Annotated in this window: 9 protein-coding genes; 7 read left to right on the top strand and 2 right to left on the bottom strand. The window is 61.8% G+C overall.

The window, feature by feature from the left end; translation table 11 throughout:
* Positions 1-341: 341 nt before the first annotated feature.
* Complete coding sequence (locus tag WH87_RS15880; RefSeq protein ID WP_046140567.1) at positions 342-5,720, bottom strand: apolipoprotein A-IV repeat region-like domain-containing protein; 5,379 nt, start codon at positions 5,718-5,720, stop codon at positions 342-344.
* Between the two features lie 363 nt (positions 5,721-6,083).
* Here WH87_RS15880 and WH87_RS15875 point away from each other — a divergent pair, with 363 nt between their 5' ends.
* Positions 6,084-6,476: an Hpt domain-containing protein gene (locus tag WH87_RS15875; protein ID WP_052726635.1), complete on the top strand. Its 393-nt coding sequence runs from the start codon at positions 6,084-6,086 to the stop codon at positions 6,474-6,476.
* A 116-nt stretch (positions 6,477-6,592) separates the two neighbouring features.
* Here the strand turns inward: WH87_RS15875 and WH87_RS19435 are convergent, their stop codons facing one another.
* Entirely contained in the window at positions 6,593-6,907 is a 315-nt protein-coding gene (locus WH87_RS19435) for a GIY-YIG nuclease family protein (protein ID WP_082092745.1), read from the bottom strand.
* 235 nt (positions 6,908-7,142) lie between these two features.
* Between WH87_RS19435 and WH87_RS15870 the strand changes: the two genes are divergently transcribed.
* From WH87_RS15870 to WH87_RS15840, 6 genes are all read left to right on the top strand, one after another.
* A complete protein-coding gene (locus WH87_RS15870) occupies positions 7,143-8,744 on the top strand; it encodes a peptide chain release factor 3 (RefSeq protein ID WP_156458260.1) in 1,602 nt (533 codons plus the stop codon).
* Positions 8,741-9,919: a class I SAM-dependent methyltransferase gene (locus WH87_RS15865; RefSeq protein ID WP_052726636.1), complete on the top strand. Its 1,179-nt coding sequence runs from the start codon at positions 8,741-8,743 to the stop codon at positions 9,917-9,919. The genes WH87_RS15870 and WH87_RS15865 overlap by 4 nt, the downstream gene beginning before the upstream one ends.
* A 216-nt stretch (positions 9,920-10,135) precedes the next feature.
* Positions 10,136-10,456, top strand: coding sequence for a 2Fe-2S iron-sulfur cluster-binding protein (locus WH87_RS15860; RefSeq protein ID WP_046140568.1), 321 nt, complete (start codon positions 10,136-10,138; stop codon positions 10,454-10,456).
* A gap of 501 nt (positions 10,457-10,957) precedes the next feature.
* Positions 10,958-12,358, top strand: coding sequence for a siroheme synthase CysG (cysG, locus tag WH87_RS15850; RefSeq protein ID WP_046140570.1), 1,401 nt, complete (start codon positions 10,958-10,960; stop codon positions 12,356-12,358).
* A 4-nt stretch (positions 12,359-12,362) separates the two neighbouring features.
* Complete coding sequence (locus WH87_RS15845) at positions 12,363-12,686, top strand: DUF2849 domain-containing protein (protein ID WP_046140571.1); 324 nt, start codon at positions 12,363-12,365, stop codon at positions 12,684-12,686.
* The gene (locus WH87_RS15840) at positions 12,643-14,331 is read left to right on the top strand and encodes a nitrite/sulfite reductase (protein ID WP_407060051.1); all 1,689 of its coding nucleotides are present in this window, start codon (positions 12,643-12,645) and stop codon (positions 14,329-14,331) included. The genes WH87_RS15845 and WH87_RS15840 overlap by 44 nt, the downstream gene beginning before the upstream one ends.
* The last annotated feature ends 94 nt before the right edge of the window (positions 14,332-14,425 follow it).

Raw genomic sequence — 14,425 nt, 5'->3', positions numbered from 1 at the left:
CGCGTCGCCGCTCTATCAAACCCTCCGTAGTCTTTGAGAGCCAATCGAACCATGAGCGCCTGACGCTCGCCTCCAAATTCACATTCCCCCCAGACCCACACCCACAATCGCTGCCCACGGACTTGATCCGTGGGCCTCTCCGACACGGCAAGCGGTGACAGTGACCCGCGGATCAAGTCCGCGGGAAGCGTCAGTGGGTGTGGCATGATTGCGGCCACGCCCGGACATGGACCTGCCAAGATCTCCCCCACCCACATTAGCGCCGCCTCCAGTCCCACTCTTCCACAAACAAAAACGGCCCCGGTTTCCCGGAGCCGTCTGATTTGTCTTGTCGCTGAACTTTAGTGCAGGCGGCCGCTGGCGTGGGCCAGGGTGGTGTAGACCTTGCCGCGATCGGACAGCAGGTACTCGCGGGTTTCCGCGGCAGGGCGAGGGCCGGCGGCGGCGCGCTTCAACAGCTGTTCGAATTCCGACATATAAGCCTGCGCGGTGCGGGCGAATTCGGGATCGCGCTGCAGCTTCTTGCGAACCTCGTCATAGGTGCCCTGACCGGCCAGCGTGTAGATGCGGCGGGAGAACACATTGGACTCACCAGCCTGATAGCGGCCCCAGGCATCGGACAGCGCACCGTCGTCGATTGCGCGGGCGATCTCTTCGGTCAGGCCGGACAGGCTTGCCTGCTGTGGCTGGGCACTCTGCTGCTTGGCCGAGGCGTTGCGCAGCACATCGCGGAGCCAGCCGCCATTGTCGGCCTGCGGCGCTTCCGCTTCGGCTTCAGCAACGGGCTGCGGCTCTGGCTGGCGCTGGGGTGCTGGCTGACGAACGGGTTCCTGCTGACGGATTGGTTCGGGCTGACGCTCCATGGTGCGGATCGGGTCGACCAGTGGCTGACGGGCTGGTTCGCGATAGGCGTCGCGAACTGGCTCCTGGCGGGTCGGTTGATAAACCGGTGCTTCATCGCGCACGATTTCTTGGCGTGGAGCCGGAGCAGGGCGCTGTGGGCGGCGGTCGTTGAAGTCGTTGGTTGCTGGCTGACTGCGCACGATCGCGTTGAGCTCGCTGAGCGCTTCGATCTGCTCGGCCACGACGCGGCGCATGGCAGCGGCGCTGGCGCGGGTTTCTTCGGGCAGCTCATTGACGCCGCGAGCCAGTTCGGCGCGGGTGGATTCGAGCTCGCTACCCACTTCACGGGCCGTCTCGCGCATGGCGCGGGCGGTGTCGTTGAAGCGTAGGGTGGCTTCTTCGATGGCGCGCTGCATTTCAGCGACCATCTGCTGTTGTGCCTGCTGCAGGGCAGCATTGGCACGGCGGCCTTCGGCATCGGCGGCGCCGCGGAACTCACCGAGGCGGTCGGTGACTTCACCCGAGGTTTCGTCCAGAGCCTGGCGGAAGGTTCCGGTAGTCTGGTCGATGGCGTTGCGGAGCTGGCCGGTGTTGGACGCGATGGCGTTGCGCACCGAGATCGAGCTGTCGCTGATGGTGTCGGCCAGCGTGCTGGTCGTGGTGGTGAGCACGTCGGTGACATTGCCAGCAGTGGTTGCCAGTACGTCGCTGACGCGGTGGGCGTTCTCTTCCAGCGTCGAGTTGACCAGATTGGTCTGGTCGTTGAGCGTCATGCGAACCTGCGATGCGGTCTGGCTGAGGGCCAGGGAAGCAGCTTCAGCAGCGCGCTGAACGGCGTTGTCGACCTGGCTGGCATTGGACTGCAGCGAGGTGGAGAAGCGTTCGTTAGTCGCGTAGAGCGCATCGTTGACGTCCGCAGTGGTGGTCTGCAGCGCTGCGGTGATGGTGCCGGTGGTCTGCTCCAGGGTCTGAACCACAGTGCCGGTGGTTGCCGTCAGGGCGTCGTCCATGGCGCGACGGGCGCCGATCAGGCGGCGTTCAGTGTCATTGACGGTATCGGCGATGGTCTGGGCGAACATGCGCATGCGGCCATCGATATCGTCGGCACGGCTGGTGAAGCTCTGGGCCAGAGCATCCATGGCGCCGCGACGGTCTTCGAGGGTCTCGAGAGCCAGCTCGCTTGTGGTCGACAGCGTGTTCGACGCGGTGACGATCTGGCCAGCTTCGGCGTCGAGCTTACCGAGCACGGTGGCGAACTCGTCGACCATCGAGCGGATGGTGGCCTGAAGGGCACCGACATGCTGGGTGACCATTGCGCCGGCCTGTTCGGTCTGGCCGATGGCGTCGCGCACGGTGTTGGAATAGCTCGACGTCTGCTGGGCGACGCTGGTTTCCAGGTTCGCCAGATTGGCCGTCGAGGCATCCAGAACGCGCTGCAGCAGCAGGTTGGAGTCGTTGAGCTTGCCGAGCGCCGAGGTGACATCGGTGAGGATGCGCGAGGTGGAAACCGCCATGATGGCTTCGGCTTCCTTGGCATTCTCGCCGAGTGCATCGCGGAGCAGGTTGCCATGGCTGGCAAGAGCGCCCTGCAGCTGTTCGGTCCGCTCGTTGACCAGTGCGGAGAACGTGCTGGTGTGGTGCTCGACGGTGCTGTTGATGGTGTTGAGGCGGGTCTCGATATTGCTCACAGCATCGACAGCCTTGACCGAAACGATCTGATCGATGTCGGTCGCAGCAGTCCGGATCTGCTCGAGCGCATTGCGGACAGCAACATCCATGCGGGTTGCCGTGTCGGCAACGTCGGTGGAGATGGCATTGGCCGCAGAAGTGATGCGCGTCGCAATGGTTTCTTCGATGCGGTCCGCGCCGGCTTCCAGATCGGCCATCGACTGGGTGATCGAGGTGCTGATCGAGGCATTGAGCGATGCAAGGCGCTCTGCGGTGATGTCGGCGCGCGCCGTGATGGCCTCGGGCAGGGTGCCCAGGCGCTCGTCGACCATGTCGGTGATGGCCTTGCGAGCCGAGTTGACGCCAGTCTCGATGAGGTCGGCGGCAAGGCGTGCGCTTTCGCCCACGGTGGAGCTGGCGGCGTCGATGCGGGCGGTAACGCCATGCTCGGCGTCCGAAATGCGGGCGATGGCGCTGTCCAGGCCCGTGCCCAGATTGGTGTTCACCTCGGCCACCTTGTCGGCGATCACAGCCGACATGGCGGTGACGCGTTCGGCCATGGTGTCGGTCACGCCGCGCAGCGATTCCTCGATCTTGGTGCGCGCGTCTTCGCCCTGCGTTGCGATGGTGTCGGCCAGTTCGGCCGTGCGCAGGCTGATCGTCTCACCCATGGAGGTGGTGTGATTGGCCAGTGTATCGCTGAGCTGCTGAGTGCGACCGCCGAGGGCTTCGCTGAGCTGCTGGGTACGAGTGCCAACGGTCTGAGCCAGCTGCTGGGTGCGGGCGTCCAGCTCGCTGCTGAGCGATGCACTGCGGGTCGAGAGTTCCTCGGACAGCGCAGCCGTGCGGCTTGCCAGCTCGCCGCTCATGTCGGCGCTGCGTGCAGCCAGCTCGTCGGTCAGGCGGGTGCTTTGGGTCGAGAGTTCTTGGGTCAGGCTGGAACTTTGCGATGCCAGTTCGCTTGTCAGCCTGCTGCGCTGGGACGACAGCTCGCTGGTCAGTTCGCTGCTGCGCGCTGCCAGTTCGTTGGTCAACTCGGCGCTGCGTGTCGCAAGTTCGCCCGTCAGTTCAGCGGTGCGTGAGGCCAGTTCATTGCTCAGTTCGGCACTGCGCAGAGCCAGATCGCCGGTGAAGCTCTCTGCACGCTCGGCCAGGTCGTTGCGGAACGAAGCAGCGCGTTCGTCGAAATGGTTGTTGAAGGCGTCGGTGCGCTCGTCAAGCTGGTTGGCCAGCGTGCTGGTGCGACCGTCGATTTCCAGCGACAGGGCAGTGGTCTTTTCCGACAGCGTGTCAGCAAGGCGCTGTGTGCGGCCATGGATGGCCTGGTCGAGGGCCTGGGTGCTCTCGGTCAGCGTGTTGCCGAGTTCGGTGGCACGGGTCTCGATCACGCTGTTGATCTCGGCTGCGCGGGCGCCCAGCAGATCGTTCATCTCGCGGGTGCGGGCAGCAACGACTTCGTCGAAGCGACCAGACTCTTCGTTGAGCGCCATTTCGAGAACGTTGGCGCGGGCGGCAAAGCTGGTGCCCTGTGCGTCGAGACGCTTGATCAGGGTGTCACCCTTGTCGCCGATGACGCCGTCCAGGGCCTGCAGGCGCTGGTCGAGTTCGTTGGCGATCTCGTTGAGGCGGGCATCGAAGTGACCGAGCGAATCCGTGCCGGCGGAAGCCAGCATGATGCGGGCGCGTTCCGAGCTATCGTCCAGTGCGCCGTTGATTTCGATCAGGGTCGACTGCAGGCGGCTATCCATCGAGTTGAGCTGGATGGAGACCGACTCGTCGAGCTGGCGGGTGAGGGCGGAGAGCAGCACTTCGGCTTCGCGCGAGCGGCCGGTGATGTCTTCGGCAATGCGCTGGCCGATCAGATCGAGACCACCGGTGACTTCGTGGCCACGCTCACGCAGCTGTTCGAGCAGCGAGGAGCCGCCTTCGGTCAGCAGGTTCGAAATGGCCATCGTGCGCTCGTCGAGCGCCGAGGTCAGCTGGCTTGCCGTGTTTTCCAGAAGACCGGCAAAGGCTGCACCGCGTTCGTCGAACGAACCGGACAGGCTCGCTGTCTGCTGCTCGATGCGGCGGGTGCGCTCATCGATGGCGTTGGTCATCACCTGCGCCTGGCTGTCGAGCGCGCTGGTCAGCGAGTTGATGCGGCTTTCCACATCGGCATTGATCTGGCTGGCGCGGTTGTCGAGCGAGTTGGTCAACGTCGAGGTGTGATCGTCAAAGGTCAGCGACAGGCGACCGGCGCTGGTGTCGAGCGCGCTCAGGAAGTCGGTGGTGCGATTGTCGACCAGCGCCACGAAGGTCTCGGTACGCTCGCCAAACGAATTGGTCAGCGTATTGCCCGCGGTCTCGAGGGCGCGCGTCAGGTTACCGCCGCTTTCCACGATGGTGCCGGAAATGCGCTGGCTGATCATATCCAGATCGAAGACGAGGCCGGTGTGGCTCTCGGTGATGGCTTCGCGGACACGCTCGGTATTGGTCAGAACGCTTTCGCGCTGGCTGGCCAGCTCGGCGATCAGCGCACGCATGCGCGATTCATTGTCCGAATAGGTGCGTTCGAGCGCGGTGACCTCGTTGTGGATCATCACTTCGAGCTCGCCGGCGCGCGACAGGGCGCGCTCAAGGCCATCGCCCAGTGCGTTGACTTCGCGGCGCACAGCCTGGCCGACTGAGGCAACCTTGTCGGCAGCGGTGACTTCTGGCTCGGCCAGACGGATAGCCGCCTGAGTGATCGAGGAGGCCGCATTGCGCAGGTCCTGCGCGCGACGGAACAGGGTAGCTACGGCAAAGATGCCGAGCACGGGCAGGGCCATGATCGCGACCAGGCCGATGAAATCGATGGTGCCGGCAAACTGACCGAAATTGGACAGCTGCGGGCCATAGCGCAGGTAGCCGCCAACGCCGGAGACGGCGAGCCACAGCGCCGACAGCACAGTGGCCGTCCACATTGGGGCGGTCGAGGAGCGGGTCTGCAGGTTGTAGAGAATTTTGGAGGCCGGGAAGCGATCGTCATTGGCGATCGGGCCGGTCTGCTGGGCGATCTTGTCAGCCGTACGCAGGCGCTCGGAGCGCGCGCTGGAGTCATTGGCCTTCTTTTCAGCAGGTTGCGCGGGCGCACTGTCGAGGTTGAAGACCGAGTCCTTTAGCGCATCCTCCACGGCCGAAAAGGCCAGTGCGGCTGGATCGTTAGATGGGGTCGGGTTCTTCGCCATACTCTTTACAACTCTCGCATCGGCTGGTCAGCACAGGGCGGAAAAGGCGAGTTGACTATGACGTTCACCCGTTGCCGGGAAAACCGCCATTTGGAAACAATTCGATGCAAAAGCCCCGCATCGTCTCCCCAACTCTCGCCGCCGCAAGCTGGTTCAAAGCCCAGTAATACATTCAATTTGATGCAAACCGAGCGCTTTCTTACCCAAAGGTTAATTTTTTGGGGGAGAAGCGTGGGTCTCATCAAACGGGAAAGAACGGCGAAGATGTGGCTTAATCACATGTTCACCCAGCCATCCTAGGGTGCTGAATACGGCATTGTCCATTAACGACGCGTAGCCGTGCGAGTAATAGGATTAGCCAGCATGGCGCAGAATTCAGCGGCTGTTGAAAAAGTCGTTCATCTACAACCCAATCGGGCATCGCGACCGATCGATCTGGTCCATCTAGCCAAGCAGTGCCTTGGCGATGAGCACCTCGAATATGAAATCCTCCGCATGTTCGACACGACTGTGCAAAACTATTTTGCCCGTCTCGAAGTCGCCAGCAGCCAGGACGAGCGCGCCATGGTGTTGCACTCCATCAAGGGTGCTGCTGCCGGAGTAGGGGCCTGGACGCTCTCTGAACTCGCCAAGCTGAGCGAAAGCGACATCCTGGCCGGCCGCGAAATGGCGCCCGAGCATATGTCCGACATCGCCATCGCCATCGAAGAAGTCCGCAGCTTCATCGCCCACATGCTGAGCAACGAGCCGAAGTAGTTTTGGCGTCGGTAACGGGGGCGTGCCACGCCCTCGTCCTTCGACAAGCTCAGGATGAGGTCCGTTGGGAGATCGTGGCGTGATAGCCTGAGAAATGCGGGATATCCCAGCGGACCTCATGGTGAGCCCGTCGAACCACGAGGTCGTGGCGCCTTTGCTCGGGAAAGCTCTGGCAATTTCTCGTACTGCCCGGCAATCAGCGCTTCTTTTTTGCGCCGAGACCATCCCTTGATCTGGCGCTCCCGCGCAATTGCTTCGAGAGCACTTTCGGTGCTCTCCACAAACCTGAGCGACACCGGTCGGCGTGAATGGGTATAGCCCTCGACCACTCCGGCGTTGTGTTCCCACACCCGCTGATCGACAGGTTTCCGCGTCAGCCCCGTATAATATGAGCCGTCCGCGCATTCGAGAATGTAGACCGTGAATGCCATGCCACGCCCTCGTGGTTCGACAAGCTCACCATGAGGTCTACTGGGATATCGCACAAGTCTGGGGCTTTCGGCGTCGGATCTATCATCAGACCTCATCCTGAGCTTGTCGAAGGACGAGGGCGTGGCAAATCCCCACAATCCCCCAGTTTGACGCAAAGCCTCCGCTTGCCTTATAGAACGCGCAATATTTGACGCGATGCGCCGCCTTGGGTGGGCGCCCATAGGCCAAATCTCCATGAGCATGACAAAACAGGCGTCGCCGCAAGACCGCGCCACCGCCGAGCCATTCCGTACCCGCCGCACCTTTGCGATCATCTCGCACCCGGACGCCGGCAAGACCACGTTGACCGAGCGCCTGCTCGCTGCCGCTGGGGCGATCCAGTCTGCGGGTCTGGTGCGCGGCAAGTCAGGCGTGCGCGCCACGCGGTCTGACTGGATGGAAATGGAGCAGCAGCGCGGCATCTCCATCACCTCTTCCGTGATGACCTTTGAATATGACGGGCTGACGCTGAACCTGCTCGACACGCCTGGTCACTCGGACTTCTCCGAGGACACTTATCGCACCCTAACTGCTGTCGACGCTGCGATCATGGTGATCGACTCTGCCAAGGGCATCGAGGCGCAGACCCTCAAGCTGTTTGAAGTCTGCCGTCTGCGCGATATTCCGATCATCACCTTCATCAACAAGGTGGACCGTGAAGGTCTGGCGCCACTCGATCTGATCGACGAGATCCAGAGCAAGTTGGCGCTCGACCTGACCCCCGTGCTGTGGCCCGTCGGGCAGGGCGTGGATTTCCGTGGCTATATCGACCTTCTGGAAAAGCGCGTGCTGAGCCCCCAAGGCAAGACCATCGCTGAATACAATGAGATCGAAGATCTGCTCGACAACGAGACGCTGGTGGACGATCCAACCTTCATGGTTGCGCTCGAGACGCTTGAAATGGCACGCGCTATGCTGCCTGCCTTTGACCTCGATACCTTCCATGCTGGCCATTTGAGCCCCGTGCTCTTCGGTTCGGCTCTCAAGGGCATCTCGGTGGCTGAACTGTTGCGCACACTGGGCGAGTGGGGCCCTGAGCCTCGCCCGCAGCCAGCCATTCCAGCGCCGATTGATCCGTCCGAAAAGAAGGTCACCGGCTTCGTGTTCAAGGTGCAGGCGAACATGGACGCCAACCACCGCGATCGTATCGCCTTCGTCCGCCTGTGCTCGGGCACGTTCACGCGCGGCATGCGCCTGAAGAATGTGCGCTCGGGCAAGGATATGGCTGTGTCCAATCCGATGTTCTTTTTCGGCAATGACCGCGAACTGGCCGAGCAGGCTGTAGCGGGCGACATCGTGGGCATTCCAAACCACGGCACGCTCTCGGTTGGCGATACGCTGACCGAAGGCGCGACGATCAACGTGACCGGCATTCCGAACTTCGCGCCGGAAATCATTCGGCGCGTGCGCCTCACGGATCACATGAAGACCAAGCAGATGGCCAAGGCGCTATCGGATCTCTCGGAGGAGGGCGTTACGCAGGTGTTCCGCCGTGTTGTCGGCGCCGACTGGATCGTGGGCGTGGTGGGTCAGCTGCAGCTCGAAGTGCTCTCGTCGCGCGTCGCCAAGGAATATGGCGTGCCGATCACCTTCGAGAGCCTCAATTACGAAGTGGCCCGCTGGATCGAAAGCGATGATGCCAAGGAACTGGAACGCTTCATTGCCGCCCAGAAGATGAACATTGCCGAAGACCGCACCGGGGCGCCGGTGTTTCTGGCGCAGAACGCTTGGTGGGCCGACCGTGCCAAGCAGGACTTCCCCAAGATCAACTTCCTGACTACGAAGGAACGGCATTGACCGCCCCCGACCGCATCGAAGAGCTGATCAGCGCCACCAAGTCCGCTTTTTTGGATGGTTCACTGGTGCGTCTCCGGCTCGCTGGCTATCACGGCAGCGAGCCCGATCTGAAGTCGGTCGACGTCAAGAAGATCACGGTGAAGGGCGGCGACAAGTTCAGCTTCACCTTCCACTACAAGACACGCGACATCATCAAGAACCTGATCCAGCCCGAAGCGCTGGGCAATCTGCGGATTGCGCTCAAGGATGAGTTCCGCAGCGCGCAGCTGTCGACAACCGGCTTTGACATGGCCTTCGAGCGCAATGGCGACAAGATCCGCCTCAAACGCACCAAAGTCGTCGGACGAGAAGCGGTGTCGACTGACCATAATCGCGCCAAAAACCACCCGCTGGCGGGGGGTAACAAGCCCTATCTCAATGCGCTGGGGATCACCGGCAAGGATGGCGTCGTGCGCAATGATGCGCAGGATAAGTTCCGCCAGATCAACAAGATGGTCGAAATCTTTGCGCCCTTGATTCAAGCGATCAAGGCCGACAAGCCGCGCATCGTCGATATGGGCGCGGGCAAGGGCTACCTTGATTTCGCACTCTACGATTACCTCGCCAATGTCGCCAATCGCCCGGCCGAAGTGGTTGGCGTCGAGATGCGCGACAAGCTGGTGACAGACGGCAATACGACAGCCGCCGAGTCCGGCTTTGACGGACTGAGCTTCGTGCCCGGCACGATTATCGACTACGACGCCAGCGGCGCGGATGCGGTCATTGCGCTCCATGCCTGTGACACGGCCACTGACGATGCGATCTTCAAGGGGATAGCTGCCGGGGCTTCGCTCATTGCGGTTGCGCCATGCTGTCACAAGCAGATCCGCCGCCAGATGGAAGCGGGCAAGGCCGAGGATAAGCTCGACGTTCTGCTGCGCCACGGCATCTTCATGGAGCGTCAGGCCGAGATGGTCACCGACGCGCTCCGCGCCCTGTTGCTGGAGCTCAATGGTTACAAGACCAAGGTGTTCGAGTTTGTTTCGGATGCGCACACGCCCAAGAATAATCTGATCGTCGCCGAAAAGGATGGTCGCGCTGGCCGGGACCGCGACGCGATCCTCAAACAGATCGCCGATACCAAGGCGATGTACGGCATCGAGCGGCATTATCTCGAGGGTTTGCTGGGCCTCTAGGCTTGCCCAGTAGACCTCATCCTGAGCTCGTCGAAGGAGGAGGTCGTGGCACCTAAGCCTTCACTCGTGCGGCCTCGTGGTTCGACAAGCTCACCATGAGGTCTCCGCGGTTCCCGCTCATTGGTGAGCAGGTGCGTCAACCGATCCCAAGGGCAGGGTTCCTAAATTGAGCCCCAGCCCCTATATCGGTAGGCAACAGCAAGCCCATCGAGTGCCATGACCAAGATTACTTTCGTCCAGCAGGACGGCGAACGCATTGAAACCAACGTCCCGAACGGTTCCACCGTTATGGAAGCGGCCATCATGAATGGCGTGCCTGGCATCGTAGCCGAATGCGGCGGCGCCTGCACCTGTGCCACCTGTCACGTCTATGTTGATGACGCCTGGGTCGAGACCGTCGGCGGGCCATCCAACATGGAAGAAGACATGCTGGACTTCGCCTTCGACGTTACCGCCAAGAGCCGCCTCAGCTGCCAGATCAAGGTCAAGGACGCCCTCGATGGTCTGGTCGTCCACGTTCCGAGCCGTCAGGGCTAAGGCACTCGGCCGTACCCGGCCAACGCCAATCTCCCTCCCATCGTCATCACCCGGCTTGTCCGGGTGATCCATCTGCTCTCACAGACCGAGGCGATGGATTGCCCGGACAGGCCGGGCAATGACGATTGGGAAGGGTTTGGTCGTATCAGAGGGTCAGCGAGGCCAAGTAACTGTGCGGTGCCCTCTCATCGCCATCACCCCCACCGCCATCGTCATCACCCGGCTAGTCCGGGTGATCCATCTGCTCTCACAGCCCGGGGAATGGATTGCCCGGACGGGTCGGGTAATGACGCTCGTTTTGAGAGCGCCGCACTTCTGACCAAGAGTAAAATTTTCTCCGCTCTATCCCCCCACAGATTCATTTAGCGGCATTGCGGCATTCCCACTTGCGGCGTTCCACGCAGCGGGGTTGCAGGGAAATATAAAAGCGATTGAATTTCAACGCCTTGCTGAGCAGGGCCGTGTTGGACTATTTTCCCGACTAGTCACAACAGGGTTCCAATGGGTCAACTCAACACATTTCCGTTGAGCTACAAAGTACAGGGTCAGCGTATCGTTATCGTCGGCGGTGACGAAGAAGCCCTCAACAAAGCCCGGTTGGTCACTAAGACTACTGCTCAAGTCGTGATTATCTCCCGCCATATCGAAGCTGACTTCAGCGGCTTTGACGTCGAGCTGACCGAGCGCGCTTTCGCGCCGTCCGACCTTGATGGTGCTGCGTTGGTGTTCGTCGCCGAAGAGGGAGACGATGCCGAGCTGGCTAAGGCCGAAGCGCGCAGACGCGGCATTCCGCTCAATGTGGTGGACGTTCCCGCCGAGTGCGATTTCTACACCCCGTCGATTGTCGATCGCGCGCCACTGACCGTCGCCATTTCCACCGAGGGTGATGCGCCCGTATTGGCGCGGCTGGTGCGTGCCCGCATCGAGGCCATGCTGTCGCCCCGCATCGGCAAAATCGGCAGGCTGGCCGGGAGCTTGCGTCAGCGTGTTGAGAGCCTGATTCACGATGGCGCGGCCCGCCGTCGATACTACGAGGATCTGATCACCTCGACCCGCGTTGAAGCCTCGATTGAGACTGGTCTCGAAGCTGCGCGGCTGGATGCCGAGAGTCTCCTGGACGACCACGCCGCGCGTGGCGCGGCCAGGGGCGTTGTCTGGCTGATCGGTGCGGGTCCGGGTTCAGAAGATCTTCTCACCCTGCGCGCCCAGCGCCTGCTGCAGGAAGCCGACGTCATTGTGCATGATCAGTTGGTGCCCGATGTTGTGGTGCAGATGGGGCGTCGCGACGCCGAGCAAATTTCAGTCGGCAAGGCCAAGGGTCACCATTCCTTCAGCCAGGCACAGATCAATACGCTGATCGTCCGCCTTGCCAAGGAGGGCAAAAAAGTTGCCCGTCTCAAGTCAGGCGACCCCATGATCTTCGGTCGCGCAGGCGAAGAAATCGCCGCGCTCCGTAAGGCCGGCATTGCCTATCAGATCGTGCCCGGCGTCAGCGCTGCGATTGCCGCTGCTGCCGATACGGCAACGCCCGTCACCCTGCGCAAAGTCTCGAGTGGCTTCATCATGGCAACGGCTCATGGTGCAGACGACAGCGAATTGAACCACTGGGCTGCGCTCGCCCAGTCGGGCCTGACCTTGGCGCTCTATATGGGCAAGTCCATCGCGCCGGAGGTTGCGGAGCGGCTGATCGGGCAGGGTGCCAATCCTGCACTGCCCATTGGTATCGTGGTCAACGCCGGTCGTGCCGATAAATCCACCTATTCCGGAACCCTCGGATCACTCGCGGCCAATGCCGTGGCGTTTGTCGATGGTCCGGCAATCATTTTCGTAGGCGAAGCCGTTGAGGCCGGGGATTGGGCAGATGCTGCCCAGCTCTCCGGTATGAGCTTCAAGGTAGCATAGCAGCATGGAAATACTGACTGGCAATGAGCTGACATCGGGTGGGACGGTCTATCTCGACACCCACAATAACTGGGTCGAAGACCTGCAGGCCGCCCGCGTGTTCGCCAAGGAAGAGGAGCCCGAGCGCGACGCTGCCCTGGCTGCCACCAAGGGCGGTGGCCGGGTGATCAGTCTTGAGATCGAGGAAGTCACGCGCGACGGCGACGCCATCGTGCCCAAGCGCCTGCGCGAGCGTATCCGCGCCGCGGGGCCCACTGCGCCACTGACACTGAACGGCGAGATCTATGACCGCCAGCACCTTGGGGAGGACGGTCATGTATCGATATGATGAGTTTGACGCGGCTTTCGTTGCTGGCCGCACTGCGCAGTTTGCCGATCAGGTGCAGCGCCGTCTGAGTGGCGAGTTGAGCGAGGACCAGTTCCGTCCGCTCCGCCTGATGAACGGGCTCTATCTGCAGCTGCACGCCTATATGCTGCGCATTGCCGTGCCCTATGGCACGATGAATTCGCGCCAGATGCGCAAGCTGGCCCATATCGCCCGCACCTATGACCGTGGCTATGGCCACTTCACCACGCGCCAGAATATCCAGTTCAACTGGCCCAAGCTCAAGGATATCCCTGATATTCTGGGCGAGCTGGCGAGCGTGGAAATGCACGCCATCCAGACCTCGGGCAATTGCATTCGTAATACCACGACCGACCAGTTTGCCGGGGCCGCTGCCGACGAGATCATCGACCCACGCCCCATTGCCGAAATCATCCGGCAGTGGTCGAGCCTGCACCCCGAATTCACCTATCTGCCGCGCAAGTTCAAGATCGCCATGACTGGCTCGCCCAATGACCGGGCGGCGATCCGCTTCCACGACATTGGCTTGCAGGCTGCGGCTAATGCCGCGGGTGATATCGGCTGGGAAGTTTGGGTTGGCGGTGGCCTTGGCCGGACGCCCATGATCGGCAAGCTGATCAATAGCTTTGTGCCCAATGAACACCTGCTGGCTTATCTCGAGTCCATCATGCGCGTTTATAACCGCTATGGCCGTCGGGATAACAAGTACAAGGCGCGCATCAAAATCCTGGTCCATGAAGAGGGTCTTGAGACAATCAAGGGTCAAGTCGAGGCCGAGTTCGCCGAAGTGCGCGGTGGTGTGCTGACGCTGCCTGCTGATGAAGTCGACCGCATCACCACCTATTTTGCGCCGCCCGCCTTCAAGGCGCAGTCTGCCGAAAAGATCGATGTGGCCTACCAGTCCATCATCGATCCCGCCTATGGCCGTTGGCTGGACAACAACATCAATTCGCATCGCGAACCCGGCTATGCCTCGATCACGGTGTCGCTCAAGCCCGTTGGCGGCGCCCCCGGCGATGCGACCGATGCGCAGATGGATGTCGTCGCCGATCTGGCTGAGCGCTATTCGTTTGACGAGTTGCGCGTGACCCATGAGCAGAACCTCGTGCTGCCCCATGTCGCCATTGCCGATCTCCGCGCCGTCTACGATGCGCTCGTCGCAGCCAAGCTGGCTGATGGCAATGCGGGGCTGATCACCGACATGATCTGCTGCCCGGGCCTCGATTTCTGCGCTCTGGCGAATGCTCGCTCGATTCCGATTGCGCAGGAGATCACGCGCACCTTCGCAGCGCCCGAGCGTCAGGCTGAAATCGGCGATCTCAAGATCAAGATTTCGGGCTGCATCAATGCCTGCGGCCACCACCATGTCGGCCATATCGGCATTCTGGGTGTCGAGAAGAAGGGCGGCGAGCTCTATCAGATCACGCTGGGCGGCGACGCTACCGAGGCGGCTTCCGTGGGCAAGATCATTGGTCCCGGCTTTGAAGCCGAGAAGGTGCCCGGCGCCATCGAGACGTTGGTCGATACCTATATCGCCAAGCGCACCAGCGCCGAAGAAACCTTCATCCAGGCCTATCGCCGCCTGGGTGAAGCCCCCTTCAAGGAGGCCCTCTATGGCAATGCTTGATCTGTCCTTCACCTCTCCCCTGAGGGGAGAGGTCGGCGCGACCGCGCCGGGTGAGGGGTTCAGTGTTGGTTACGGGTACGCGCCTTCGGCGGAC

It is taken from the genome of Devosia epidermidihirudinis (genome assembly GCF_000971295.1).
Lineage (GTDB): Bacteria > Pseudomonadota > Alphaproteobacteria > Rhizobiales > Devosiaceae > Devosia > Devosia epidermidihirudinis.
Note: the sequence above shows the minus strand (reverse complement) of the source record. Positions and strands in the feature narration are given on the sequence as shown.

Bases quoted from the DNA above. Each gene is read 5' to 3' on its own strand.
- WH87_RS15880 (WP_046140567.1), bottom strand. From the start codon at position 5,720: ATGGCGAAGAACCCGACCCCATCTAACGATCCAGCCGCACTGGCCTTT.
- WH87_RS15875 (WP_052726635.1), top strand. From the start codon at position 6,084: ATGGCGCAGAATTCAGCGGCTGTTGAAAAAGTCGTTCATCTACAACCC.
- WH87_RS19435 (WP_082092745.1), bottom strand. From the start codon at position 6,907: ATGGCATTCACGGTCTACATTCTCGAATGCGCGGACGGCTCATATTAT.
- WH87_RS15870 (WP_156458260.1), top strand. From the start codon at position 7,143: ATGAGCATGACAAAACAGGCGTCGCCGCAAGACCGCGCCACCGCCGAG.
- WH87_RS15860 (WP_046140568.1), top strand. From the start codon at position 10,136: ATGACCAAGATTACTTTCGTCCAGCAGGACGGCGAACGCATTGAAACC.
- cysG (WP_046140570.1), top strand. From the start codon at position 10,958: ATGGGTCAACTCAACACATTTCCGTTGAGCTACAAAGTACAGGGTCAG.
- WH87_RS15845 (WP_046140571.1), top strand. From the start codon at position 12,363: ATGGAAATACTGACTGGCAATGAGCTGACATCGGGTGGGACGGTCTAT.
- WH87_RS15840 (WP_407060051.1), top strand. From the start codon at position 12,643: ATGACCGCCAGCACCTTGGGGAGGACGGTCATGTATCGATATGATGAG.